The organism is bacterium Scap17, assembly GCA_013376735.1.
In the GTDB taxonomy this organism is placed as follows: Bacteria; Pseudomonadota; Gammaproteobacteria; order Pseudomonadales; family Halomonadaceae; genus Cobetia.
Window position 1 is genome coordinate 643,725 of sequence record VINJ01000001.1, and the last position, 24,539, is coordinate 668,263.

17 protein-coding genes are annotated in these 24,539 nt (G+C 63.7%); 14 read left to right on the forward strand and 3 right to left on the reverse strand.

Going from position 1 to position 24,539, the window contains the following annotated elements:
* Nucleotides 1–25 precede the first annotated feature (25 nt).
* Nucleotides 26–991: a cysteine synthase A gene (gene cysK / locus FLM52_02785; protein NVN54730.1), complete on the reverse strand. Its 966-nt coding sequence runs from the start codon at nucleotides 989–991 to the stop codon at nucleotides 26–28.
* Between the two features lie 519 nt (nucleotides 992–1,510).
* Between cysK and FLM52_02790 the strand changes: the two genes are divergently transcribed.
* From FLM52_02790 to FLM52_02815, 6 genes are all read left to right on the forward strand, one after another.
* Nucleotides 1,511–3,271: an AMP-binding protein gene (locus tag FLM52_02790; GenBank protein ID NVN54731.1), complete on the forward strand. Its 1,761-nt coding sequence runs from the start codon at nucleotides 1,511–1,513 to the stop codon at nucleotides 3,269–3,271.
* Between the two features lie 232 nt (nucleotides 3,272–3,503).
* Nucleotides 3,504–7,670 carry an ATP-dependent RNA helicase HrpA gene (gene hrpA / locus FLM52_02795; GenBank protein NVN54732.1) on the forward strand — a complete coding sequence of 1,389 codons (4,167 nt, stop codon included), beginning with the start codon at nucleotides 3,504–3,506 and terminating at the stop codon, nucleotides 7,668–7,670.
* 399 nt (nucleotides 7,671–8,069) lie between these two features.
* Complete coding sequence (locus tag FLM52_02800; GenBank protein ID NVN54733.1) at nucleotides 8,070–9,254, forward strand: beta-ketoacyl-ACP synthase III; 1,185 nt, start codon at nucleotides 8,070–8,072, stop codon at nucleotides 9,252–9,254.
* 135 nt (nucleotides 9,255–9,389) lie between these two features.
* Entirely contained in the window at nucleotides 9,390–10,151 is a 762-nt protein-coding gene (locus tag FLM52_02805; GenBank protein ID NVN54734.1) for a VacJ family lipoprotein, read from the forward strand.
* Between the two features lie 115 nt (nucleotides 10,152–10,266).
* On the forward strand, nucleotides 10,267–11,418 hold the full coding sequence (locus FLM52_02810) for a serine/threonine-protein phosphatase (GenBank protein ID NVN54735.1): 1,152 nt from the start codon (nucleotides 10,267–10,269) through the stop codon (nucleotides 11,416–11,418).
* On the forward strand, nucleotides 11,411–11,965 hold the full coding sequence (locus FLM52_02815) for an STAS domain-containing protein (GenBank protein ID NVN54736.1): 555 nt from the start codon (nucleotides 11,411–11,413) through the stop codon (nucleotides 11,963–11,965). Before FLM52_02810 ends, FLM52_02815 begins: the two co-directional genes overlap by 8 nt.
* A gap of 205 nt (nucleotides 11,966–12,170) precedes the next feature.
* Here the strand turns inward: FLM52_02815 and tal are convergent, their stop codons facing one another.
* Nucleotides 12,171–13,109: a transaldolase gene (gene tal / locus FLM52_02820; protein NVN54737.1), complete on the reverse strand. Its 939-nt coding sequence runs from the start codon at nucleotides 13,107–13,109 to the stop codon at nucleotides 12,171–12,173.
* Nucleotides 13,110–13,433: 324 nt separating this feature from the next.
* On the opposite strand from tal, the gene FLM52_02825 reads away from it, so the two are divergent.
* From FLM52_02825 to FLM52_02845, 5 genes are all read left to right on the forward strand, one after another.
* Nucleotides 13,434–14,651 carry a Bcr/CflA family multidrug efflux MFS transporter gene (locus FLM52_02825; GenBank protein ID NVN54738.1) on the forward strand — a complete coding sequence of 406 codons (1,218 nt, stop codon included), beginning with the start codon at nucleotides 13,434–13,436 and terminating at the stop codon, nucleotides 14,649–14,651.
* Between the two features lie 112 nt (nucleotides 14,652–14,763).
* Nucleotides 14,764–15,780, forward strand: coding sequence for a phosphate-binding protein (locus FLM52_02830; GenBank protein ID NVN54739.1), 1,017 nt, complete (start codon nucleotides 14,764–14,766; stop codon nucleotides 15,778–15,780).
* A 128-nt stretch (nucleotides 15,781–15,908) separates the two neighbouring features.
* Complete coding sequence (gene pstC, locus FLM52_02835) at nucleotides 15,909–17,165, forward strand: phosphate ABC transporter permease subunit PstC (GenBank protein NVN54740.1); 1,257 nt, start codon at nucleotides 15,909–15,911, stop codon at nucleotides 17,163–17,165.
* 14 nt (nucleotides 17,166–17,179) lie between these two features.
* Nucleotides 17,180–18,346 carry a phosphate ABC transporter permease PstA gene (pstA, locus tag FLM52_02840; protein ID NVN54741.1) on the forward strand — a complete coding sequence of 389 codons (1,167 nt, stop codon included), beginning with the start codon at nucleotides 17,180–17,182 and terminating at the stop codon, nucleotides 18,344–18,346.
* 81 nt (nucleotides 18,347–18,427) lie between these two features.
* Nucleotides 18,428–19,270 carry a phosphate ABC transporter ATP-binding protein gene (locus FLM52_02845; protein NVN54742.1) on the forward strand — a complete coding sequence of 281 codons (843 nt, stop codon included), beginning with the start codon at nucleotides 18,428–18,430 and terminating at the stop codon, nucleotides 19,268–19,270.
* A 145-nt stretch (nucleotides 19,271–19,415) separates the two neighbouring features.
* Here FLM52_02845 and FLM52_02850 read toward each other — a convergent pair whose 3' ends face one another.
* A complete protein-coding gene (locus FLM52_02850; GenBank protein ID NVN54743.1) occupies nucleotides 19,416–20,636 on the reverse strand; it encodes an acetyl-CoA C-acyltransferase in 1,221 nt (406 codons plus the stop codon).
* 117 nt (nucleotides 20,637–20,753) lie between these two features.
* Between FLM52_02850 and FLM52_02855 the strand changes: the two genes are divergently transcribed.
* From FLM52_02855 to FLM52_02865, 3 genes are all read left to right on the forward strand, one after another.
* A complete protein-coding gene (locus FLM52_02855) occupies nucleotides 20,754–21,371 on the forward strand; it encodes a TetR/AcrR family transcriptional regulator (GenBank protein NVN54744.1) in 618 nt (205 codons plus the stop codon).
* 250 nt (nucleotides 21,372–21,621) lie between these two features.
* Nucleotides 21,622–23,292, forward strand: coding sequence for an AMP-binding protein (locus tag FLM52_02860; GenBank protein NVN54745.1), 1,671 nt, complete (start codon nucleotides 21,622–21,624; stop codon nucleotides 23,290–23,292).
* Nucleotides 23,293–23,373: 81 nt separating this feature from the next.
* Nucleotides 23,374–24,138, forward strand: coding sequence for an SDR family NAD(P)-dependent oxidoreductase (locus FLM52_02865; protein ID NVN54746.1), 765 nt, complete (start codon nucleotides 23,374–23,376; stop codon nucleotides 24,136–24,138).
* The last annotated feature ends 401 nt before the right edge of the window (nucleotides 24,139–24,539 follow it).

The following is a 24,539-nucleotide window of genomic DNA, read 5'->3' on the forward strand; positions in this document are numbered from 1 at the left end:
CTTTTGCCTGGTCAATGCGTGAGGCTCAGCCTTCGACGTCGTCGAACATGCCGGCGAACATCGGCGAGGACAGGTAGCGCTCGCCGCTGTCCGGCAGGATGACGACGATGGACTTGTCGGCGTAGGCCGGGTCTTCCGCCAGGCGCAGCGCCGCGGTCATCGCCGCACCGCAGGAGATGCCGCACATGATGCCTTCTTCCTGCATGATGCGACGCGCCATGGCCATGGCGTCTTCACTGGCGACCGGCTCGACGCGGTCGATCAGCGTCAGGTCCAGGTTGTCGGGAATGAAGTTGGCACCGATGCCCTGGATCTTGTGCGGGGCCGGCGTGATCGACTCGCCCTGCATGCGCTGGGTGATGATGGTGGATTCTGCCGGCTCCACCGCCACGGCCTCGAGTGACAGGCCGCGCACCGTCTTGAAGTAGCGGGCGATGCCGCTGATGGTTCCGCCGGTACCGACGCCCGCCACCAGCACATCCATTTCGCCGTCCAGCGCGTCCCACAGCTCCGGGCCAGTGGTCTCTTCGTGGATGCGCGGGTTGGCCGGGTTGGAGAACTGCTGCGGCAGGAAGTAGCGTTCCGGCTCGGCCTTCTGCAGCTCGCAGGCCTTGTCGATGGCACCCTGCATGCCCTTGGCCGGATCGGTCAGCACCAGGTTGGCGCCGAGGGACTTCAGCACCTTGCGGCGCTCCATGCTCATCGAGGAAGGCATGGTCAGGGTGACGGGGTAGCCACGCGCCGCGCCGACGAAGGCCAGCGCGATACCGGTGTTGCCGGAAGTCGGCTCGATGATCTCCATGCCCGGCTTGAGCACGCCGCGTTCTTCGGCGTCCCACACCATGCTGGCACCGATACGGCACTTGACCGAGAACGCCGGGTTGCGGGCTTCCACCTTGGCGTACAGGCGTGGATGGCTGCTGAGGCGGTTGATCTTGACCAGCGGCGTATTGCCGATGGCTTGCGAGTTGTCCTGATAGATCCTGGCCATGCGAGGTCCTCTGGGTATCTGGCGGCTAGACAGCGAGCATGCCCGCTGCTTGAGTGAAGTGATGACGCTCAGCAGCGGCTGTCGCGACTGTATGAGCATAAGGTTAAGGGCTAGCCGAGCGCGACTCAAAGGCCTGAAGCGCATAACGACATGGCTAGGTTGGCAGTCGAGGCTAGCCTCTGACCAAGGTCGTACAAGAGTAGTGATCTGATTCAACAAGACTTTTTCTGATGTGAACGATGGTTTCAATCGGTCGTTTTACATCATTGGCGTGACTGGTTAAGGTGAAGCTCGGCGGCCCTGAAGGTTCCTGCCGGGGTGTCGCCGGTGCGTTGCCGGCACCTGCGCGCGCGTTGTCGCGCCGACCTTTTCCCATCACGCCGTCATTCATGTCATTGTTCACATGTGGGCGTGACGCCCTGATAACAACAAGTGCTGAATTCTCGCCTGTGGCTGCCAGTGAAAGACGCCGCGCCCGGCCACGATCCAGCAGACGAATGCAGTCATGGAGCCCAAGCCATGCATGATGCCAATCCTGCCAACGCCTCGGCAGACCCGGAAGCCGACAAGGCGTCTGATCCCGCTGGCCCCGTGACCGGGGACGCCAACCTGATTCTCAGCGGTGAGCCGTTGTCCGGTCTCGAGGATTACCCCTCGATTCTCGAGGTCTTCGAGGCCAGCTGCGCCAACTATGCCAGCCGTCCGGCCTTCAGCTGCATGGACAAGACGCTCAGCTACGCCGATGTGGACCGCCTGTCGCGCAATTTCGCCGCCTGGCTGGAACACGAGACCGGCCTTGAGCCCGGTGATCGCATTGCCATCCAGCTGCCGAACCTGCTGCAGTTCCCGGTGGCGGTATTCGGCGCGCTGCGCGCCGGTCTGGTGGTGGTCAACACCAACCCGCTCTACACCGAGCGCGAGATGCAGCATCAGTTCCATGATTCCGGTGCACGTGCCATCGTGATTCTGGCCAACATGGCGGACAAGCTCGAGAAGGTGCTCAAGCGTACCGACATCGAGGAGGTCATCATCACCGAGATAGGTGACCTGCATGACTTTCCCAAGCGTCCGCTGATCAACCTGGCGGTGCGCTACGTCAAGAAGATGGTGCCGAAGTACCACCTGCCCGAGGCACACGGCCTGCGTGAGGTGCTCAAGCGCGGCGCGGGGCTCTCGCACACGCGTGTCACGCGAAAGCCCGAGGACATCGCCGCGCTGCAGTACACCGGCGGCACCACCGGGGTTGCCAAGGGCACCATGCTGACCCACCGCAATCTGGTCGCCAACATGCTGCAGGCGCGCGGCGTGATCAGTGACGTGCTCAATGAAGGCCAGGAGGTGCTGATCGCGCCGCTGCCGGTCTATCACATCTATACCTTCACGGTGAATTGCCTCTACAGCATGGAGAGCGGCAATCACAGCGTGCTGATCACCAATCCGCGCGATATCGATGGCTTCATCAAGACACTGGGCAGGACACCGTTCACTGCCTTCGTCGGCCTCAACACGCTGTTCTCGGCGCTATGCCAGCGTGATGACTTCAAGGCGCTGGACTTCTCGAGTCTCAAGCTGACCATCTCCGGCGGCATGGCGCTGACGCGCAGCGCGGCCGAGCGCTGGGAAGCCGTCACCGGCTGCCCGATCGCCGAGGGCTACGGCATGACCGAGACCTCGCCCATCGTCAGCTTCAATCCGCCGCGTGAGCTGCAGCTGGGCACCATCGGCAAGCCGGTGCCGGGTACCGAGCTCAAGGTGGTGGACGCCGATGGTGTGACGCTGGGGCGTGATGCGCCGGGCGAGCTGTGCGTGCGCGGCCCCCAGGTGATGAAGGGCTACTGGCAGCGTGACGATGCCACGCGTGAGGCGATGGATGAAGAGGGCTTCATCCGCACCGGCGATATCGCGGTCATCCAACAGGATGGCTTCGTGCGCATCGTCGATCGCAAGAAGGACATGATCATCGTCTCCGGCTTCAATGTGTTCCCCAACGAGATCGAGGACGTGGTCAGCGGCCATCCGGATATCGTCGAGGCGGCGGCAGTGGGCGTGCCGGACGAGCAGAGCGGAGAGGCGATCAAGCTGTTCGTGGTCTCCAGCAACCCGGATCTGGATCGCGACAGCCTGCGCAGCTGGTGCAAGGAGCAGCTGACCGGCTACAAGGTGCCGCGCTTCGTCGAATTCCGCGATGAACTGCCCAAGACCAACGTCGGCAAGGTGCTGCGTCGTGAGCTGCGCGACAGCGAAGAGAGCGGTGGCAATACGCCGCTACGCGAGCACTGAGGACAGTACTGAGGACAGCGCTGAATCGGCGGCGGGGCAGGGGACAAGCGCCGCCAAGGTTGGGCGCGGCTACGCGCAGGGCTACAATGGACGGCCCGTCACTTGTTGACGGGCCGTTTTGTCATTCAGGTGTCATGGCTTGCTGCCTCGTGCAGGCGAGCGTGAGGCTGAATTCCCGAGAGTTTCCGGCTGCGCGCGTGGCGTGTGGTCGCTGGTTGAGAAGAGGCAGTCCTTGAGCGACACCGCTACCGCACCGTCCGAACATGCGCGTCTTGAAGCCCTCGCGGCTCGCCTTGAACGCGCCCTGAGCCGTGATCAGCGCGAGCTGGGCAAGCGCCTGGCTGGCCTGCGGCGGCGTCTCAAGGAAGGCAAGCCGGTCGATCGTGCCATCAACGACATCGAGAGCCGCCTTGAGGCGAGCATCGCCCAGCGCGCCGCGCGCGAGACGGCACTGGCCCGCTGGCAGACCCCCGCCGCGCTCAACTATCCGCCGGAGCTGCCGGTGGTGGAGCGTCGCGAAGACATCCTCGCCGCGCTTGCCGAGCATCAGGTGGTGGTCGTTGCCGGTGAGACCGGCTCGGGCAAGACCACCCAGCTGCCCAAGCTCTGTCTGGAGATGGGGCTGGGGCGCAATGGCCTGATCGGCCACACCCAGCCACGTCGTCTGGCGGCGCGCTCGGTGGCGGCGCGTCTGGCCGAGGAGCTCGAGACGACGCTCGGCGAGACGGTCGGCTATCAGGTGCGCTTCAACGACACCACCGGCCCGTCGACGCTGGTCAAGCTGATGACCGACGGTATCCTCCTGGCGGAAACCCAGCATGATCCGGACCTGAGCCGCTACGAGGCGATCATCATCGATGAGGCCCACGAGCGCAGTCTGAACATCGACTTCCTGCTCGGTTATCTCAAGCGTCTCACTGCGCGCCGCCCGGACCTCAAGATCATCATCACCTCGGCGACCATCGACGTGGAGCGCTTCAGTCAGCACTTCGCGGCCCAGGATGGCACGCCGGCGCCCATCGTCTCGGTCAGCGGGCGCAATTTCCCGGTCGAGACCCGGTACCTGCCACTGGTGCGCGACGCCGAGGATGAGGAAGACCTCAGCCTGCAGGAAGGTATCCTGCGCGCGGTGGAAGAGCTGTCGTTGATCGAGCGCGAGAAGGGCTGGATGCGGGGCCCGCGTGACGTGCTGATCTTCCTGCCCGGCGAGCGCGAGATCCGCGCCACCGCGGACACCCTGCGTCGCGCCCAGCTGCGTGATACCGAGGTGCTGCCACTGTACGCGCGCCTCTCCAACGAAGAGCAGAACCGCGTCTTCCAGCCGCATCGTGGCCGCCGCATCGTGCTGGCCACCAATGTCGCCGAGACCTCGCTGACCGTGCCGGGCATCCGCTATGTGATCGACCCGGGCCTGGTGCGCATCAGCCGCTACAGCTATCGCTCCAAGATCCAGCGTCTGCCGGTGGAACCGATCAGCCAGGCCAGCGCCAACCAGCGCAAGGGCCGCTGCGGGCGTATCGCCGAAGGCCTGTGCATCCGCCTTTACAGCGAGGAGGACTTCCTCGCGCGCCCGGAATACACCGAGCCGGAAATCCAGCGCACCAACCTGGCCTCGGTGATTCTGTCGATGCTGTCGCTCAAGCTGGGTGACATCGAGAAGTTCCCCTTCGTCGATGCGCCGGATTCGCGCTTCGTCACCGATGGCTTCCGCCTGCTGCGCGAACTGGGCGCGGTGGATGAACACAACCGTCTGAGCCGTGATGGCCGCACCTTGGCGCGTCTGCCCATCGACCCGCGTCTGGCGCGCATGGTGCTTGAGGGCGCCTCGCGCGGTTGCCTGCGCGAAGTGCTGATCATCGTCAGCGCGCTGTCGATCCAGGACCCGCGCGAGCGCCCCGCCGACAAGCGCCAGCAGGCCGATCAGATCCACCACGAGTGGGATGACGACAACTCCGACTTCGTCAGCTGGCTGAATCTGTGGGAAGGCTTCGAACTGGCGCGTGATGCCTTGGGGGCCAACCCGCTGCGCCGCTGGTGCAAGGCGCGTTTCCTCAACTATCTGCGCCTGCGCGAGTGGCATGACACCTTCCGTCAGCTCAAGCAGCTGACGCGTGACCTGGGGCTGGAGATGACCAGCGCCCAGCAAGAGCGCGACGCCGAGGCGCAGGCCGAGGTCACCGCGCGGGTACTGGCCTCGCCGGGGCAGGGCCGCCGCCCGTCGGTGGCCATCGATCACGAATCACTGCATCGCGCGCTGCTGACCGGGCTGCTCTCCAATCTCGGCCTCAAGCAGGAAAATCGCGAGTATCTCGGCGCGCGCAACCGACGCTTCTTCGTCCACCCGGGTTCCGGTGTGGCCAAGAAGTCGCCCAAGTGGGTGATGGCGGCCGAGATGGTCGAGACCACCAAGCTCTACGCGCGTCAGGTCGCGGCGATCAAGCCCGAGTGGGTCGAGCCGCTGGCCGAGCATCTGGTCAAGCGCAGCTACAGCGAGCCGCACTGGGAGATGAAGCGCGCCCAGGTGGTCGCCAGTGAGCAGGTGACCCTGTTCGGGCTGCCCATCGTCACCGCGCGCAAGGTGCATTACGGCCCGCTGGCGCCACAGGAGTCCCGCGAGCTGTTCATTCGCCGTGCGCTGGTCGAGGGCGAATTCCAGACCCGTGCGCCGTTCTTCGCCCACAATCGCGGCCTGATGGATGAGGTTGGTGAGCTTGAGGACCGCGCGCGCAAGCGAGACATCCTCGTCGACGAAGAGACGCTGTTCGCCTTCTATGCCGAGCGGATTCCGGAAGGCATCTACAACGGGCGCAGCTTCGACAGGTGGCGCAAGGAGGCCGAGCGCAACAATCCCGATGTCCTGCATCTGAATCTCGACGACCTGATGGCGCGCGACGCCGAGGAAGTCACCGTCGCGCGCTACCCCGAGCAGCTGCACCACAACAGCGTCGCCTACCCGCTGAGCTATCACTTCGCGCCCGGTGCGGTGGATGACGGCGTGACGATGATCGTGCCGGCGGCGATGCTCTCGCAGCTGCCACGCTATCGCATCGAATGGCTGGTGCCGGGGCTTCTGCGTGACAAGGCCATCGCGCTGATGAAATCGCTGCCCAAGCAGTACCGCAAGCAGGTAGTGCCGATTCCCAACTGGGTCGATGCCGCACTTGAGGCGCTGACCCCGGACGACGTGCCGCTGACCGATGCGCTGGCCGAGTTCATGCGCGTCAAGACTGGCCTGCGCCTGCCGCAGGATGCCTGGGCGCCCGAAACGCTGGAACCGCACCTGAAGATGAACCTGCGTATCGTCGATCAGGACGGCAAGGTGCTGGGCGAAGGGCGTGATCTCGAAGCGCTGGAAGCTCGCTTCAAGGACTCGGCCGCGGCCGCCGCGCGGGCGATGGCCAACCGCAGCCGTGAAGCCGACAGCGAAGTGCTGGAAGATCTGCCGGAGACGCCGATCGCCACCTCGCACAGCACCACCCAGGCAGGCATCCGCGTCGAGGCTTATCCGGCGCTGGTGGTGAAGGCGGCGGCGCCTGCCGACGGCGGCATGAGTGCCAAGCAGCGCAAGCTGGCGCGCAAGACCGGCAAGAACAGCGCGCCGTCCAGCCATGCGCCTGCCAGCGCGACGGCTCAGGTCGAGCAGAATCTGAGCGTGGAGCTGTTCGATCATCCGGCCAAGGCCGCCGCCGCGCACCGTGATGGCATCACGCGTCTGGCGATGGCACGCCTGCCGGACCAGGTGCGCTATCTGGACCGTGATCTCAAGGCGCTGGAGCGCTGTGCGTTGCTGTTCGCCAAGGTCGGCACGCGTCGCCAGCTGGCGGATGACTTCATCTACGGCGTCTTCGAGCAGGTGATGGCCGTCGAGCCGCTGCCGCGTTCGCGCAGCGAGCTGCAGGCGCGTCTCGATGACAAGCGGGCCGAGCTGGTGCCGCACGCCGAGGCGCTGCTCAAGCCATTGGAAGCCGCGCTCAAGCAGCATCTGGAGCTTTCCAAGCGTCTCAAGGGCAAGATCGACTTCTCGATGGCGTTGGTGGTGGCTGATCTCAAGGCCCAGCAGGCGCGCCTGATCACGCCGGGCTTCATCCAGGCCTCCGGTGAATGGCTGCATCAGCTGCCGCGTTATGTGGAGGCGATGCTGATCCGTCTCGACAAGGCACCGCGTGAGCGCATGCGCGACCAGCGTGACATGGAAGAGGTCAAGGGCTTCGAATCCCGCCTTGATGCCCGCCTGAGCAAGGCGCGCGAGCAGGGGCTGCCGGATGCGGAGCTGGAAGAGTTCGGCTGGTGGCTGCAGGAACTGCGCGTCTCGCTGTTTGCCCAGCAGCTCGGCACCCTGGAGACTGTCTCCGCCAAGCGCCTCGAGAAGCGCTGGCAGGAGCTGATGGCGCGCCGCTGATGTCCTGGGACTGGGCTTTGTCTTGGCTGAGCTTTGTCTTGGCTGAAGTTCTGCCTTGGCTGAGGCTCGGCCTTGGCTGGGGCAGCGCCAGGACGTTGTGTGTGGCATCAGAGTCTTGCGTGACCGGTACGTGGAGGCGTGCCGAGGCGGGATGGCCCAAGCTGCATACAGGAAATGCTGTTTAAGCATTCACTGTGGTCGCTCGACAAATGCTGACTCGGGCGTCTGGAATCGCCGAGACAGCGTACACTGAACATGGGGCATGACGACGCGGTACCGGATCGTGCCCCGCTCAATTCTGGTGATATCCCGCGGGATAGCACTGTCAGGAGTGGATGCATGCCAAACAATGACAATGTTCACGCTGCCGATACGCAACACGCCAACGCCGGTCAGTCCATGAGCGCCAGCGGCAATCATCGGGTACTGATCACCGGCAGCGGGCTCTACACGCCGCCCAATGCCATCAGCAACGAGGCACTGGTGGCGTCCTTCAATGCCTGGGTGGCGGCGGACAATGCCGCCAATGCCGACGCCATCGCGCGTGGTGAGCGTGAGGCGCGTACCGAGTCCAGCGGCGAATTCATCGTCAAGGCCTCGGGTATCCACAGCCGCTACGTGCTGGATGCCGAGGGCATTCTCGACCCGGAGCGCATGCGCCCACGCCTGCCGGCGCGCGCCAATGACCAGCCCTCGGTGCAGTGCGAGATGGGCGTGGCGGCCGCGCGTGAAGCACTGGCAGCGGCGGGCGTCAATGCCGCGGACCTGGATCTGGTCATCGTGGCCTGTTCCAACCTCGAGCGCCCCTATCCGGCGGTGGCGGTGGAACTGCAGGCCGCGCTTGAGGCCGGTGGCTATGCCTTCGACATGAACGTGGCGTGCAGCTCCGCCACCTTCGGCATCGAGACCGCCGCCAACGCGATTCGCAGCGGCAGTGCCAAGCGTGTGCTGATGGTCAATCCGGAGATCTGCAGTGCGCATCTCAACTTCCGCGACCGAGACAGCCATTTCATCTTCGGGGATGCTTGCACGGCCGTGGTGCTGGAAGCCGCGGATGTCGCCACGCGCACCGATGGCTTCGAGGTGCTCGGCACGCGTCTGGTGACGCGCTTCTCCAACGCGATACGCAACAATTTCGGCTTCCTCAATCGCACGGCGGTGCTTGAGGACGACGTGGCATCCGCGATGACACTCGACAGCGCAAGCCATCGTGTAAAGGCCGATGACAAGTTGTTCATCCAGGAAGGTCGGCGCGTCTTCCGCGAGGTCTGCCCGATGGTGGCCGAGCTGATCACCACCCATCTGGGCGAGATCGAGGCAGACGGCGGTGATCTTGATCGCATGTGGCTGCACCAGGCCAACCGCCACATGAACGACATGATCGCGCGGCGTGTGCTGGGGCGTGACCCGTCGAGCGAGGAAGCGCCGATCATTCTCGATCGCTACGCCAATACCAGCTCCGCGGGCTCGGTGATCGCCTTCCACCTCCATCATGCGGATCTGGCGCCGGGGAGCCTTGGGGTATTGTGTTCTTTCGGGGCAGGCTACAGTGCCGGCAGCGTGCTGCTGAAACGCTGCGGTTGAAGCAGGACATTGCGCGAATCCACGTGGCCTGTGCTGGCTCTTGGCGGGCGCGGAACGTATAAAGAAGGCCGGACCTGACAGCCAGGGATGTGGCAAGGACCGCTGCAGGAATCCAATAGACTTACAGGTGACGAGATGCACACGATCAAGACTTCCCTGCCGGCACTGCTGGCCATGTCCCTGCTGGCGGGTTGCGCCAGCACCGGAGACAGCGAGCCGAATCCTCAGGACCCCTGGGAGGGCTTCAACCGTAACGTCTATACCTTCAATGACACCCTGGACCGCTATGCCCTCAAGCCGGTCGCGCAGGGCTATGACTATGTGACGCCGGAGCTTGTGCAGGATGGCGTGGGCAACTTCTTCTCGAACCTGGGAGAGGTCCGCACCATGTTCAACTCGGTGCTGCAGTGGAAGTGGGCCAATGCCGGAGTCTCCACCGGCCGTCTGTTGCTCAACTCCACCGTCGGCATCGGCGGCCTGTTCGATCCGGCCAGCGAACTGGGCTGGACGGTCGACGAAGAGGACTTCGGTCAGACGCTCGCCGTGTGGGGAGTCGGTCAGGGGCCGTACCTCGTGCTGCCGCTGTTCGGCCCGAGCACCGTGCGTGACACCGCGGGCATGCCGGTCGACTACTTCAATGATCCGGTCAATTACATCGAGAATGACAAGGTACGTTACGGCCTGAAGGCGCTGGATCTGGTCGACACCCGTGCCGGTCTGCTCGAGCAGGAGAAGCTGATCCAGGGGGATCGCTACAGCTTCATTCGTGATGCCTACCTGCAGCGCCGCAACTTCGAGATCAACGATGGCAAGCTGGGCGATGATCCCTTCGCCAGCGACAGCTTCGATGATGCCGATCTCGATGGTGCCTTCGCACCGGAAGACGACAGCCAGTAATGCGTCACCCGCAGCAGGCGGCCGGTACCGTGAATGGTCAGTGGTGCCGGTCGCGAGGGCAAGCAGCATCAAGACTGCGAGTGGATGGCAGCAAGGACGGGAATGAGGGGTTGGCATGGCGGATGAGCAAGGCAAGCGTCTGTTGATCGGTCTGATTGATCTTCCCGGCTCGCGGCGTGATGCGCTGGCGAAGCTGTTGACGGATGAACGCTGTGCGGTGGCGGCCTGTGGTGGCATCGCGACACTGCCCAGCGGAGTGGCGGTGGTGGTCGCGCATGTCGAGGCCGTTTCCAGTCATGAGTGGTCGCGTCTGGCCGAGCGCCTGCCGACGGTGGTGGTGGCCGAGAGTCGTGGGGATGAATGCCTGTTGCCGGCGGTGGAGGCCGGGCTGGTCGATTACCTCATCGCGCCGCGCGAGCATGGCTCGGTACTGCGCAGTCTGCTCAAACGGGCGGCGGAGCATCACCAGCTGGCCCATGAGCACGCCAAGGCACGCGCGCGCCTCGAGGAGCTCAACGAGCATCTGGAGACGCATCTGGCGCTGCTGCGTCAGGACCAGCAGGCCGGTGGCCAGATCCAGCAGCGTCTGCTGCCCCAGAGCGGACAGCACATCAATGGCGTCAGTTATGAGTACTGCCTGTCGCCGTCGCTGTATCTGTCGGGTGACTTCCTCGAGTATCAGGCGATCGACGAACGCTTCAGCCTGTTCTACTTTGCGGATGTCTCCGGTCATGGCGCCTCGTCGGCCTTCGTGACCGTGCTGCTCAAGCTGTTGTTCGCACGCGCGATCCGCCACTGGGAGGAACATACGCCGGAAACCTTCGGCCCCGAGTGGCTGGCACTGCTCAACCGTGAACTGATCGACAGTGGTATCGGCAAGCATGCCACGGTGATGTGTGGTGTGATGGACCGTGATACGCGCACGCTGCATTACACCCTGGGCGCCCAGCTGCCGATGCCGGTACTGGTCACGCCCGACGGCGAGCTGCGTGAGCTGGAGGGCAGCGGTCGGCCGGTGGGGCTCTTCCCAGACACCCGCTATCCAGCGTATCGTGTGGCGCTTCCTGAGCGCTTCCGCCTGTGGCTGGCCAGTGATGGTGTGCTGGAATGCCTGCCGGGCGAGGCGCTGGAGGACAGGACTCGAGCACTGCATCAACGGATTCTGAGCAGTGAGGATGTGCAAGGATTGCGTCGTGGACTGGCGCTGGATGGCGAGCTGCCGGATGACCTTACCTTGATGACGCTGACAGGATTCCATGATGGATGAAGGACGTATCCAGGCCGTGTTCGAAGACGGCCTGTTCGTGCTCAAGCTATCCGGTGATGTACGCCTGACGCTGTGTGCCACGCTGGATCAGCAGGTACAGCGCGTGGCTGCGGTTGAGGGACTGGAAAGCGTGATCATCGATCTGCGCGAAGCGACCAATGTCGATTCCACCGCACTGGGCTTTCTGGCCAAGCTGGCGCTGGCGGTCCGCGATCGGCTGGTGATGCCGGCGCAGGTGGTGGCTGCCCATCCCGACGTGCTGACCATGCTCAAGGTGATGGGGTTCGACGAGGTGGCCAGTGTCGTGGATGCCGGCAGCCTGCCGGAGGCGGACCAGGCCGATCTGGACGGAGCCTCCTGCTGCAACGCGCCAGCGCTGAACGAGTCTCAGGATGACGTCGATGCCTCGCCCCAGCAGGAACAGGAGCTGCGCGGGCGCATTCTCGAGGCTCACCGGCTGTTGATGTGCCTGAATGGTCACAATCGCCTGGAGTTCCAGCCGCTGATCGAGCTGCTGGAAAGCGAGGAGCATCGCCAGCCGCACTGAAGGCGCCGGGGCATTGAGCCTGACAGCTCGTTTCTAAAAGCACGAATCTGGCAGCGCGAATCAGACAGCACGTTTCTGAAAGCACGTTTCTAAAAGCATAAAGAAAGCGCCTGCCGTGAAACACGGCAGGCGCTTTTTGTTGCCTTGGCCGTTCAATGAGCTCTTGCTTAACAAGAGTTCATCATCGGCGCTATGCTCTGTTGGCTCAGTGGCTGCGCAGTTCGGCCAGCAGGGTCTCAAGCTTGCGCTGATCGGCCATGAACTTGCGGATACCTTCGCCCATCTTCTCGGTGGCCATGGCATCTTCGTTCATGTCCCAGCGGAAGTTGGACTCGGTCAGCACTTCCGGCACGTTCTGCTCGGCATCGCCGGCCAGCAGGCGACGTTCCAGCGTGCCGGTGCTCTCGGCCAGCTCACCCAGCAGTGCCGGCGAGATGGTCAGGCGATCACAGCCGGCCAGCGCTTCGATCTCGCCGGTGTTGCGGAAGCTGGCGCCCATCACGATGGTCTTGTAGCCGTGTCCCTTGTAGTGCTCGTAGATGGCCTTGACCGACTTCACGCCCGGGTCGTTGTCACCGCTGAAGTCGGCGTCCGGCTGATTGGCCTTGTGCCAGTCGAGGATACGGCCGACGAAGGGCGAGATCAGCGTCACGCCGGCATCGGCACACGCCTGGGCCTGGGCGAAGCTGAACAGCAGCGTCAGGTTGGTGCGGATGCCTTCGCGCTCGAGCTTCTCGGCGGCGCGGATGCCTTCCCAGGTGGAGGCGGTCTTGATCAGGATGCGTTCCTGACCGACGCCATTGGCGGCGTAGCGCTCGATGATGCGATGCGCGCGACGGATGGTCTCGTCGGCATCGAAGGACAGACGGGCACTGACCTCGGTGGAGACATAGCCCGGTACCAGGCCGGCGATCTCGGTGCCGATATCCACGGCCACGGCGTCGACGGCATCATCGATGTCGGTGGCCTTGCGCGCGACTTCGGTCAGGCGCTCGCGACGTGACGGGGCCTGAGCGGCCTGCAGGATCAGTGACGGGTTGGTGGTAGCATCAGTGGGCGCGAAGCGACGAATGGCCTCGAGGTCACCGGTGTCGGCGACGACGGTGGTCATTTCCTTGAGTTGGGAGAGCTTGTCCTGTGCCATGCAAGAGTTTCCTGTACTGAGCGTGAGCCACCCGAAGGGATGAGTGGCCCTCATGAATAAGGCAAGAGGTGAAGGGCAGGGGCCGCCGGAGCGAGCGCTGCCACCGAGTGTGCACCCACGCCTGCCGGCTGTGAAGACACCTCGGGTCGATCGCCCCAAGTGGATGATCCGCGGGGATTTCATCAGCGTGATGTGACATTCGTCACCTGTGTAGGTCAACTGTATCAATTGTGCGGCGGCGCGCCCACTGTCGTCATCTGACGGCAAGGGCGTGGCGTTTTCGGCACCTGGGCATACCATCGACAAACGATTGCAGGAGGGGATGTGGACAAGCGTCAAACCCGTCAGCTGGCCTTGCTGGTCGCGGCCAATACAGCCCTGGCTCCATTGGCCATCGATGCCTATCTGCCGGCATTGCCGGCCATGGCGGAAGACCTGGCGACCACGGTGCACCATACGGAGCTGTCGCTGTCGATCTTCCTGCTCGGCTTCTCGCTGGGGCAGTTGATCTTCGGCCCGCTGTCAGACCGTATCGGGCGCAAGCCGGTCCTGCTGTCAGGCATCTTCGTCTTCCTGCTGGCGAGTCTGGCCATCACCCGGGTCGAGAGCCTCGAGGGGCTCTATGCGCTGCGCTTCCTGCAGGCGCTGGGCGGCGGCGCCTCGGTGGTCAATTCCTCGGCGATCGTGCGCGATTGCTTCAGTGGCCGCGAGGCGGCCAAGGTGCTGTCCACCGTCGCGGTGATCATGATGCTGGCGCCCTTGATCGCGCCTGCCATCGGCAGCCTTTTGCTGGGCATGGCGGGCTGGTGGCTGATCTTCGCCTTCCTCGCCGCCTATGCCGCCTTCCTGCTGGTGGTACTGCCGCTGCGCTTGCCCGAGACCCGACGCAAGCGCGAGGCGGATGAGCCGCCGGCCAGCCTCCTGCAGGTCGCGCGTGACTATGCCAGCGTGCTTCGCCACGGGCCGGCGATGGGCTATGCGCTGACGCAGGCGATGGGCTTCGGTGGCATGTTCGCCTTCATCACCGCGTCGCCCTACGTCTATATTCAGCATTTCGGAGTGACGGCGGCCTGGTACCCGGTGCTGTTCGGCGCCAACATCCTGTTCATGTTCACCGCCAACCGTCTCAACGTGCGCCTGCTGTCACGCCTGTCGCCGCCGCGCCTGCTGCGCATCGGCATCGGTATCCAGCTGTGTGCCGCCATCCTGCTGGTATCGGCGCTGGTACTGGGGCTGGATCTGCTCTACGTCCTCGCGCCGCTGTTGATGGTGTTCGTCGGGGCCAACGGCATGGTGGCGCCCAATGCGATCTCCTCGGCGCTGGAGTATTTTCCGCGCATCAGCGCCACGGCCAATGCGTTGATCGGCAGCATGCAGTTTGCCAGTGGCGCCATGATCGGCATGCTGATCGCAGGCCTGGCGATGGACAGCCTGTGGCCGATGATCCTCGGCATGCTGGGCACGGCGCTGATCAGCAATATTCTGCTGCGGGTGCTGGCAGGGCGCAGTGCCCTGGCGCGCCACGCGACGCCGTCCGACTGAGAAAGGCGTGAGTCGGCGACTGTCACACAGTTGTCATGAATGCTTGGCAAGGTACTCCCTGTAGACAAGAAGCCACCTCACTGGCTCATTCCTATCGCAAGGAGTTTCAGGCATGAAGGCGTTCCTCAAGTCCGGTCTCGCAGCGGCTGTCATCGCTGCATCAGTGGGTGCAGCAGAAGCCCGTGAACAGCTGCGCATCGTGGGGTCTTCCACGGTCTATCCGTTCTCCAGCTACGTTGCTGAAGAGCTGGGTGCCACCAGCGATTTCCCGACTCCGGTCATCGAATCCACCGGTTCCGGCGGCGGCATGAAGCTGTTCTGTGAAGGTGTCGGTGACAGCACTCCGGACATCACCAACGCCTCTCGTCGCATGAAGACGTCTGAATTCGAGCGCTGTGAAGAGAACGGCGTGACCGATATCACCGAAGCCATGATCGGCTTCGACGGTATCGCCTTCGCCCAGTCTGTCCGCGATGGCAGCATCAACCTGACCCGTGAGCAGATCACCCTGGCGGTCGCCGCTCAGGTGCCGGTCGACGGCAAGTTGGTCGACAACCCCTACACCAAGTGGTCCGAGATCGATTCCTCCCTGCCGGACCGCAAGATCACCGTCTACGGGCCGCCTTCCACTTCCGGTACCCGTGACGCCTTCGAAGAGCTGGTGATGGAAGTCTCCACCGAAGAGATGGAAGGCTACGGCGGTGAGGGTTACACCAACATCCGTCAGGACGGTCACTACATCGCTGCTGGCGAGAATGACAACCTGATCATCCAGAAGCTGGTCGAGAACACCGAAGCCTTCGGTATCTTCGGCTACTCCTTCCTCGAAGAGAACGCTGACAAGGTCGTCGGTGCTTCCATCGATGGCGTGCAGCCGGAAGCCGATGCCATCTCCTCTGGCGAGTATCCGGTCTCCCGCTCCCTGTTCTACTACGTGAAGAACCAGCACAAGGATGACGTGCCGGCTCAGCAGGCCTACAACGACCTGTTCATGAGCGAGAAGATGATCGGTGAGCTGGGCTACCTGAAGGGCATCGGTCTGATCCCGCTGCCGAAGGAAGAGCGCGCCAAGCTTCGCGAGCAGGTCACTGAGCGCACCAAGCTGACTCTGGCCGATCTCCAGAAGTAAGCAACGCAGCTGACCCTCTGACGCGGCCGGTTGCCTTTGGCAGCCGGCCCGTTTGCTTGACTGGTCGCAGGGTTTCGCAAGGCATGAAGCCTTCCCCCTGTGAACAACGCGACTCCGGGACCCGAAAGATGCAGACTCAGCAGATCTTTCTCTTCTTCATAGGCATCGTGGCGCTGGCTGGCCTGGTAGCCTTCTTCAGCGGCCGCAGCAAGGCACAGCGTGTACGTGCCAGCGGTGCTGAAATGTACGCTCAGCCGGATCAGTACGGCTGGTTCACGGCAATTTCCAGCGCAGGGCCTGCTCTGCTGGTCGGTCTGGCAGCCGTCGTTGCGATTGCCACCGCAGGTATCGATATCGAAGGCATGCAGCTGCTGATCGCCAGTCTGGTCGTCGCAGCCGCCGGTCTGGTCATCGGCCTCGCGCTGGTGAAGCCTGATTTCCATGCGCGCAATGCCATCGAGACTCTCATTCGCTATGTGTTGATCGGCGCGGCGATGATTTCCATCGTCACGACGTTCGGCATTCTGGTCTCCATCATCTTCGAGGCCATCCGCTTCTTCCAGATGGAAAGCTTCTGGACCTTCATCACCGGGACCACCTGGGATCCGGGCAACAGCTTCCAGATGGCCGCCGGTCGTGGTGAAGGCGTCGAGAGCACCGCCAACTTCGGTGCCGTACCGCTGTTCGCCGGTACCTTCATGATCACCCTGATCGCGATGCTGGTGGCCATTCCCATCGGTCTGCTCGCCGCGGTCTACATGGCGGAGTTCGCCCCCGAGAGAGTGCGTACCGTCGCCAAGCCGGTGCTGGAAGTGCTCGCCGGTATCCCGACCGTGGTCTACGGCTTCTTCGCCGCCATCACCGTCGCGCCGCTGGTCGTCGATATCTTCTCTCCGCTGGGCATCGAGGCGTCCTACAACAACGCGTTGGCACCGGGTCTGGTCATGGGCATCATGATCATTCCGTTCATCTCCTCACTGTCCGATGACGTCATCACCTCCGTGCCGGACACCATGCGCCAGGGCTCTCTGGCGCTGGGCATGACCCACGGCGAGACCATTCGCAACGTCATCCTGCCCGCCGCGCTGCCGGGCATCGTGTCCGCTTCGCTGCTGGCGATGTCACGCGCGCTTGGCGAGACCATGATCGTGGTGATGGCGGCGGGCATGCGTCCGAACCTGACCGCCAACCCGCTGGAAGACATGACCACCGTCACGGTGCGCATCGTCGCCGCCTTGACCGGTGACCAGGAGTTCGCGAGTGCCGAGACATTGTCGGCCTTCGCGCTGGGTCTGGTGCTGTTCGTTGTCACTCTGCTGCTGAACATGGTCTCGGTGGTTCTGATCCGCCGCTTCCGTGAGAAGTACAGCGCCAACAACCTCTGAGGCCGAGACTAGACATGAGCCAATCATTCGACGATATCTCGGCCCAGCTGAAGGGCCGTCATCGCCGCACCAAGCGCCTGAAATTCATGTCCATGGGCGCACTCGCCCTGGCTGCCACCTTCCTGGTGGTCTTCATCGGCGACATGATCATGCGCGGCTATCCGGCCTTCCAGCAGGCAGAACTGCACGTGCCGGTTACCTACAGCGAGCAGTCGCAGGAAATCCCGCTGGCAGCGGTGGAAGAAGACGTGCGTGATCTGGTCAGCCGCGGCTGGCTGCGTCAGCTGCCGCGCGACATGGCCGCTGACGCCAGCCTGATGGGTCAAACGATCGAGCGCTGGGTGATCGCCGATGACCAGGTCGATCAGTATCTCAAGGGCCACAAGTCACATCTGAAGCCCAGGCAGACCGCCGTGCTGGACCGCATGGTCGAGAACGGCACGGCCGAGCTCAAGTTCAACGTCAACTTCTTCACCACCGGCGACTCCAAGCTTCCGGAGTACGCTGGTATCTGGTCGGCGGCGATGGGGACGATCCTGACGTTGCTGGTCACGCTGGCCTTCGCCTTCCCTGTCGGCGTGCTGACGGCGGTCTACCTGGAGGAGTTCGCGCCGGACAACCGCTTCACCCAGGCGATCGAGGTCAACATCAACAACCTGGCGGCGGTGCCGTCGATCCTGTTCGGTCTGCTGGGTCTGGCGATCTTCATCAACTTCTTCGGCATGCCGCGTTCCTCCCCGCTGGTCGGTGGTCTGACACTGGGTCTGATGACCTTGCCGGTGATCATCATCACCACGCGCTCGGCGCTGCGCAGCGTACCGGACACCATTCGTCAGGCCGCCTTCGGCGTCGGCTGCTCCCGCTGGCAGGTGGTGCGTGACCACGTACTGCCGCTGTCACTGCCGGGGATCCTGACCGGTTCCATCATCGGTCTGGCACAGGCGATGGGTGAGACCGCGCCGTTGATCATCGTCGGCATGGTGGCCTTCATTCCGGATGCGCCGACTGCCATCACCCAGGCTGCCACCGTGCTGCCGGCCCAGATTTTCACCTGGGCGGGCGAGCCTGAGCAGGCCTATGTTGAGCGTACTGCAGCGGGCATTCTGGTGCTGCTGTCAGTGCTGATCTTCCTCAATGCCGCAGCCGTGATGCTGCGCAAGAAATTCGAGCGTCGCTGGTAGGCAGCTGCGAGGCGGCCCGTCGATTGGCCGGTCGCCTCACACCTAAAGCCCTGGCCCACGACTCATAAAGGAATACGAGACATGAACAGCACCGTCGCCACTCCCGCCAAGCCTGCCGCGGCCACTCGTCCCGGTAGCCCGGTCGTCACGAACGAAGATGCCAACCACGAGCTGGCCATTCGTGTGGAAGATCTCAACCTGTGGTACGGCGAGAAGCAGGCGTTGAAGAACATCAACATTGATGTCTTCCAGAAAAATGTCACCGCTCTGATCGGCCCTTCCGGTTGTGGCAAGTCGACCTTCCTGCGCTGCCTTAACCGCATGAATGACCTGATCCGCAGCGTGCGCATCGAAGGTCTGGTCGAGATGGATGGCCGTGACGTCAACGCGCGCGACATGGATGAAGTGGCATTGCGTCGTCGCGTCGGCATGGTGTTCCAGAAGCCGAACCCGTTCCCCAAGTCCATCTACGACAACATCGCCTACGCGCCGACCATGCACGACCTGGTCAGCCGCCGCGCCGACAAGGATGATCTGGTCGAGAGCGCGCTGCGTGATGCGGGTCTGTGGGAAGAGGTGAAGGACATTCTTGACCAGCCGGGCACCTCGCTGTCCGGTGGCCAGCAGCAGCGTCTTTGCATCGCGCGTGCCATCGCGGTCAAGCCTGACGTCATCCTGATGGATGAGCCGACCTCGGCGCTCGATCCGATCTCCACCGCGACCATCGAAGACCTGATGGACAAGTTGAAGACCCAGTTCTCCATCGTCACCGTGACGCACAACATGCAGCAGGCGGCACGTGTCGCTGATTACACCGCCTTCTTCCATATGGGCGAGCTGGTGGAGTACAACGACACCAAGACGATGTTCTCCAATCCGAATACCAAGAAGGCCGAGGACTACATCACTGGTCGCTATGGCTAAGCGGCGCCAGCGTCAGGGCTCGGAAGGCTGAGCCCTTGATAGCTGTCTGAGAGCATTTCAGGCCGCACGACGACACGAGGCCCGGATCCATGATCCGGGCCTCGTGTCGTTGCAGCATCAGGTCGAGTCAGTGTCGAGTAGGATGTCAGTCTTCCAGCTCGACGGCGATCGCGGTGGCTTCGCCGCCGCCGATACACAGCGCCGCGATGCCACGTTTCTTGCCACGGCGCTCCAGCGCGTTGATCAGAGTGACGATGATGCGTGAGCCGGTGGAGCCGACCGGATGCCCCTGGGCGCAGGCCCCTCCGAAGACATTGACCTTCTCATGCGGGATATCGTGGGCATCCATCGCCAGCAGGGTGACCACCGCGAAGGCCTCGTTGATCTCGAACAGGTCGACGTCGTCCGTGGTCCACTCCAGGCGCTTCATCAGCGAGTCGATGGCGCCGATGGGCGCCAGTGTGAATTCGCTGGGGTGCTGGGAGTGGGTGCTGTGCCCGAGGATACGCGCCTTGACGGCCAGCCCGCGTCGTTCGGCTTCATCACGGCGCGTCAGCACCAGCGCCGAGGCGCCGTCGGAGATGGAGCTGGCATTGGCGGCGGTGATGGTGCCGTCCTTGGCGAAGGCCGGACGCAGGGCGGGAATCTTGTCAAGATTGGCCTGGAAGGGCTGCTCGTCCTGCTCGACCACGCTCTCGCCCTTGCGGCTCTTGACCGTGACGGCGGCGATTTCCGGCGCGATGTCGCCCGACTCGGTGGCCGTCATGGCACGCCTGAGCGATTCGATGGCGAAGTCATCCATGCGCTGGCGATCGTAGCCGCGGGCATCGGCCACTTCCTGGGCGAACACGCCCATCAGCTTGCCGGTCTCGGCATCTTCCAGCCCATCGAAGAACATGTGGTCCTTCAGCTCGCCATGGCCGAGGCGATAGCCGCCACGTGCCTGGGTGAGCAGATGCGGAGCGTTGGACATCGATTCCATCCCGCCGGCCAGCATGATGCGGTTGGTGCCTGCGCGTATCAGGTCATGCGCCAACATGGTGGCCTTCATGCCGGAACCACATAGCTTGTTGATGGTGGTGGCGCCGATGCTGTCCGGCACGCCGGCCTGGCGCATGGCCTGACGCGCCGGACCCTGCTTGACGCCAGCGGGCAGCACGCAGCCGAAGATGCCCTCGTCGACATCGGCAGGCGTGAGGCCTGCGCGTTCGATGGCCGCCTTGATGGCCACGGCGGCGAGCTGTGGCGCGCTCAGCGTCGAGAGTGAGCCCTTGAGGCCACCCATCGGCGTGCGGGCGCCGGCGAGAATCACGATGTCATCGGCGCTGGCGGAAGGGCTTGGCGTAGTGCGGGAAGCGGTCGTCATGACGGTCTCCTGTGTCTTGTTATTGGAAGATCGAGTCGTGCAGTCGGCGTTGTGATCACTGCGTGGCTATGCTTTGATCCATTCAATCCCATAAACCAAGCAAGCGCTAGTTATACGATGAATGTAGCCACCGCCTCACCCCGTCGCAAGGAGCTGGTCCGCATCGCCGCCCGCCTGTTCGTCGAGGAGGGTTTCGATCGCACCACCGTCCGCATGCTGGCCCAGGAAATGGGCATCAAGTCCGGCAGCCTCTTCCATCACTTCGCCGACAAGCAGGAAATCCTGTGCGCCGTGATCGAGGAGGGCATGTTCAGTGCGCTGGCCATCGCCCGTGAGCATCTGGCGCGCTGCGAGCCGTGCCAGGCAAGCGAAGTGACCGCCTCGGCGGCATCGCAGCAGCAGGCGCGTGAGCGACTGCTGGCCCTGGCGCGCGCACATCTGGACACGCTGCTCACCGATCGCAATGCCCATGTGGTCGCGCTCTATGAGTGGCGGCGGCTGGAGGGCCCGGCGCGCGAGCATCTCGTCCAGCTGCGTGATGACTACGAAGACCTGTGGCGTGACGCCATCGCCTCTGCCGTCGCTGCAGGGCTGCTCAAGGGCGACGCCACACTGCTGCGCCAGTTCATGCTCGGCGCGCTCAACTGGACGGTACGCTGGTATCGCCCCGAGGGAGAGCGCTCCCCCGATGAGCTGGCTGAGGCACTGGTCGACAGCCTGTGTCGTCTGCCCTGAACGAGCGTGCGGTACACGGCGTCTGCTACGCAGCGTCTGCAACTTTTGGCCAGTCGAGCATCACAATGCTTGCCGCCCGACAGGCTTGTCGCTAACTTGACGTTTACGTTAACTGTAGATGGCTGGCGCCCAGTCATCTCACTTCGCCCCGGAGCACCACTCAGGAGCCAGTCACGCCATGACGCCAAGCGATACAACAACAAACCGCACGTCACGCGCCCCCTCTGCTGAATCTGCGAATTCATACGCCATGCAACCCGCCGCCAGCCAGACGCTGAGCGATTATCTGGCCGCCTTCGATATCCAGGCACTGCGCGATGAATTGTTCACCACGCCGCTCGACACCAATGACGAGGGCGAGCTCGGCAATGCCTATGAGGCGTGTGTCGGGCGTCATCTGCGCGCCGGGCAGGGCGAACGTATCGCGCTGGTCCACGAAGACGAACAGGGCCGGGTACGTGAGCTGAGTTACGCACAGCTCGACGAGCAGAGCGCGCGGCTGGCGGCTGCCTTGAAGGCACAGGGCGTGATGGCGGGGCAGCGGGTCGCCTGCATGCTGTCGCGTACGCCGGAGCTGATGATCGCGCTGGCTGCGACCTGGCGGCTGGGCGCCGTCTATCAGCCGCTGTTCACCGCCTTCGGCACCGATGCGCTCGACTATCGCCTGTCGCGCGCCGAGACGCAGATCGTGATCACCGAGACGAGCCAGCGCAGCAAGTTCACAGAGCTCGCCCGCCATCCCGTGATCATCTGCGTGCGCGATGAGGAAGATGCGCTGGAGGCGGGTGATCTCGACTGGCAGACATTGATGCAGAGCGAGCCACTGACCGAGCCGCCAGTGTGGCTTCCGGCGGAGGCGCCCTTCCTGCAGATGTTCACCTCCGGCACGGTCGGCAAGCCCAAGGGCGTGGCGGTGGCGCTGAATGCGCTGCCGGCCTTCTGGCTCTATCAACGCCTGGCGGTGGACCTGCGCCCCGGCGAGCGCTTCTGGAACATGGCCGACCCCGGCTGGGCTTACGGGCTCTATTACGCCATCACCGGCCCGCTGTTGCTGGGGGCCACCACCTACTTCATGCAGGCGCCGTTCAGTGCAGAAGGCGGGCTGGCCTTCCTGGAGCGTCACCGCATCGACAATTTCGCGGCCGCGCCCACGGCCTATCGCATGCTCAAGGCCTCCGGGCTCGGCGAAGGCGCCTTCGAGCGCCTGAACCTGCGGGTCGCAAGCTCCGCTGGCGAGCCCCTCAACACCGAGGTAGTGGGCTGGGTCGCGCGGGAGCTGGGCTGTGCGGTGATGGACCATTACGGCCAGACGGAGACCGGCATGACTTGCTGCAATCATCACGCGCTGGCCCATGAGGTCGTGGTCGGCAGTGTCGGCTTCCCGCTGCCCGGCTACCGACTTGCCGTGCTCGACGCCGAGTATCGTGAGCTGCCGCCGGGCGAGCCGGGTGTGCTGGCGGTGGATATCGCCCGCTCTCCCGCGCACTTCTTCGCCGGCTACACCTGGCAGGAGAAGCAACCCTGCGTCGAGGGCTATTACCTGACCGGAGACGTGGTGGTGGCAGAGCCCGATGGGCGCTTCACCTTTGCCGGGCGTGATGACGACATCATCACCACCGCGGGCTATCGCGTCGGCCCGGCGGATGTCGAGAACGCTGTGCTGGTGCATCCGGCGGTGGCGGAATCGGCGGCGGTCGGCAAGCCGGATGCGCTGCGCGGCGAGATCATCAAGGCCTATGTGGTGTTGCGCGATGGCCATGTCGGCAGTGACGAACTGGCGGAGGAAATTCGCGCCAGCGTGCGCCAGCGACTCTCGGCGCACAGCTATCCGCGTGAGATCGACTTCGTCGACAGCCTGCCCAAGACGCCGTCGGGCAAGATCCAGCGTTTCCTGCTGCGGGCACAGGCGCGCGAAAGCTGAACGCCGCCATCTACGGGACTTTTCTGTCATCGCCTGCCTCTCATCACCTTTCCTGCCATCACCTTTCGGGAGACTCGTTTCATGAAGATCGCCGACCACTGCTTTTTTATCACCGGCGCAGCATCCGGCCTCGGGGCCGCCACGGCGTCACGTATCGTCGCGGCCGGCGGCCAGGTGGTGCTGGCGGATCTCTCGGAGAGTGCACGTGAACAGGCCGATGCGCTGGGGGAGGCGGCATGCTTCTGTCATTGCGACATCACCGACAGCGCCAGTGTCGAGGCCGCGCTGGATGTCGCGGAGCAGACCTTCGGTGCCATTCATGGGGTGATCCATTGTGCGGGGATGGTGAGCGTCGCCAAGCTGGTGGATCGTGATGGCGAGCCTGCTCCGCTGGAGGGCTTCGAGAAGACACTGGCGATCAACCTGAGCGGTACCTTCAACGTGGCGCGCCTGACGGCGGCACGCATGGCGCGCAATGCCGCCGAGGGCGAGGACGGCGAGCGGGGCATCATTCTCAATACCGCCTCGGTCGCGGCCTTCGATGGCCAGGTGGGGCAGTGTGCCTATAGCGCCTCCAAGGCCGGGGTCGCCGGCATGACGCTGCCGATGGCGCGTGAGCTGGCACGCCATGGCATTCGCGTGATGGCGATTGCGCCCGGCGTGTTCGAGACACCGATGATGGCCGGCATCCCGGAGCCTGCCCGTGAAGCGCTGTGCGAGGCGGTGCCGTTTCCCAAGCGACTGGGCAAGCCCGATGAGTTCGCGCGTCTGGCCGAGCACATCATCACCAACAGCATGCTCAATGGGGAGGTGATCCGCCTCGATGGCAGCATTCGCATGGCCTGAGGCTGGCGGGCAAGGCCTTTAACATTTGGATCGGCTCTCTGGATCGGCATCTCTGGATAGGATCTCTGGAGAGAGCACGGGACACAAGGAATCTTGCAGGACAGGTTATCTCTGGGGGAGATATTGCTCGATCGCGGCTGCGGTCGGGCTTTTTTGCGTCTGTTTCTCGTGTCATCTCTTGTTTCTGCCATGCGCGCGGGGGCGGCCTGAAGACAGGACTTGCCACCGATGAGACAGGGCTTGCCACCAATGTCGCAGACCAGAAATCAAACGACCGCTTGACGACCAACTGGAGGAGGCGCTAATTTCAAACGCATGTTTGATGGTGTGTGGGAGTCGTCTTTTCGCCTCTTTCATGAGTCTTGAGCAACAACGACAGCAAGCCCATCACCATTCCTTTT